The sequence below is a fragment of the Caballeronia sp. genome (assembly GCF_049581465.1).
In the GTDB taxonomy this organism is placed as follows: domain Bacteria; phylum Pseudomonadota; class Gammaproteobacteria; order Burkholderiales; family Burkholderiaceae; genus Caballeronia.
Genome location: NZ_JBAUSA010000652.1, coordinates 1 through 2,005, shown reverse-complemented (window position 1 = coordinate 2,005; position 2,005 = coordinate 1). Strand labels below are relative to the sequence as shown.

The window sequence follows — 2,005 nt, the reverse complement described above, 5'->3', positions numbered from 1 at the left end:
GGGCAATCACTGGACGGTGATGGAACTGGCGTCGTATCACACGATGCTCGCCTGCGTCGCGGCAGGGTCCTGTTTCGCGCTTTGCCCGAAGTCGATATTGGATTTGCAGTGTGCGCCGACGGACTTTCGCACGCAAAGGATGGGCACGATCGATACCTACCTGGTCGCGCGCTCCACGTATAGCGGCAGCGCGTATGAAGCGCTGCTTCGATCCGTTCAGGCCAAGAGGCACTTTGTGTCGGGAAGCGTCACCGATCAATAGCCGCGCTGCGAAGATCCAGGAATTTTATGTCATTGAGAGAGTATGCAGCGTCAATTTGAAGGTCTCCTGCTGGGCAGTATCGAACTGTTCTGTCTGGCGGCTGAGTTGGGAAGTTTCACGACCGCCGCTGCGGCCGCAAGCGTCAATCCTGCTGCGGTCAGCCGTTCGGTGGCGCGTCTTGAGAAACGCCTCGGCGTACAGTTGTTCGTCCGAACTACGCGGCAGATCCGACTGACGGACTCGGGAAAGCGATACTTTGAGCAGTGTCGACTGGCACTGGGTTACCTCGCGAATGCGGAGCGGGAAGCGACGGGGCAACAGACAACCCCGACGGGTACGCTGCGAATCAGCATGCCGACGCCGTACGGTCATTACCGAGTCCTACCGCTGCTGTCACACTTCCGTGAGCGCTATCCCGGGGTCACAGTGGAAACGCACCTCAGTAACCGCAACATCGACTTTGCGGACGAAGGCTTTGATCTCGCGATCCGGGGTCGTGCTCCGCCGGATTCAGGTCTGATTGCGCGAAAGCTTGAGGATTCGGAACTGGTGGTCGTTGCGTCACCGGCGTACCTGCGCAAAGCCCGTGAATTGAAAACGCCTGACGATTTGATTAACCACGACTGCATCCAGTTCGAATTGCCTAGTAATGGTCGCAACATACCCTGGCAGTTCAACCGGGATGGCGACCCCGTCGAAATCATGACAGGCGGAGGCTATGGATCATCGGGCGACGTGCTTGCCGGGGTGACTTTAGCGCGCCAAGGGGCAGGCGTATTCCAGACCTATCGATTCATTGTCGAGAAGGACATCGCGGACGGGACACTCAAGGAAATGCTCACTCCATACGGCGGTCGTTCGCGACCGTTCCTCTTGCTTTATCCGCACAGTCGGCATCTGTCGTCACGCGTGCGCAGTTTTGTCGACTTCCTGGTGGAAAAACTGGCAGCATGAGACATTCGGGCGATTTTTGGACCAACGCCGCGGATGCGGGGTTGAGAACAAATGGAGAGCGCATGAGTGAAGGGGTCGAAGCTCGAGTACTGGCGGTCAGCGTCGGTATTTCGGCTCCGTTATCAATTGAGGCTGCGTCGCCGCCCATAACAGTTCAGTCCGGAATTCGAAAGAGGCCGGTGAGTACCGTTGAACAACCAGCAGGGGTCGAGGTCGGACGTCTCGGTCTGGCGGGGGACGAGCAGGCAGACCTGAGTGTGCACGGTGGGCTGGACAAGGCCGTCTATATGTTTGCGTCGGAGCATTACGCATGGTGGCAAGACCGCCAGCGCGAAGCCGACGCGTCCAACGCGAAGCGTGCGCTAGCGTTCGGCGCACTAGGCGAGAATTTAACAACGGTCGGGTTGATCGAAACGGATTTGTGGATCGGCGACCGTCTCTTCATTGGGGAGGTGGAGTTTCAAGTGGAGTCGCTCCGCACCCCATGTTTTAAATTAAATGCCGCCATGGGCTATTCCCGTGCCGTAAAGCACATGTTGACGAGCGGATATGCAGGTGTGTATTTAAGCGTCATCAAGACCGGCGTGATTTCAGCGGGCGCATCGATCGACGTCGTTCCTGGTCGCCGGGAGGAATCGATATTGGCCATCCTGCAGCGGCGACGCGGCCGCGGGCAGCGTGAGGCTTAGAAACGCTTAAAAGCCACCCATCGATTATCACTAAAGCTCCAGATATCCGCGATTAAAAAGCATCGTAATAGTAAGAAAAGCGGTTGTCGTTAGTAATACG

The 2,005-nt window shown here is 57.3% G+C and carries 2 protein-coding genes and 1 pseudogene; all 3 read left to right on the top strand.

All coding sequences use genetic code 11. From position 1 onward, the window contains the following. Window positions 1–262 (top strand): annotated as a pseudogene (locus WCA53_RS16050) (hypothetical protein); the annotation flags it as partial. 42 nt (window positions 263–304) lie between these two features. Continuing rightward, the gene (locus tag WCA53_RS16045) at window positions 305–1,216 is read left to right on the top strand and encodes a LysR family transcriptional regulator (protein WP_423912249.1); all 912 of its coding nucleotides are present in this window, start codon (window positions 305–307) and stop codon (window positions 1,214–1,216) included. Between the two features lie 179 nt (window positions 1,217–1,395). Then, on the top strand, window positions 1,396–1,905 hold the full coding sequence (locus WCA53_RS16040; protein ID WP_423912244.1) for an MOSC domain-containing protein: 510 nt from the start codon (window positions 1,396–1,398) through the stop codon (window positions 1,903–1,905). Window positions 1,906–2,005: the final 100 nt, after the last annotated feature.

Coding starts and splice junctions, on each gene's coding strand:
- WCA53_RS16045 (WP_423912249.1), top strand. CDS start 305: ATGCAGCGTCAATTTGAAGGTCTCCTGCTGGGCAGTATCGAACTGTTC.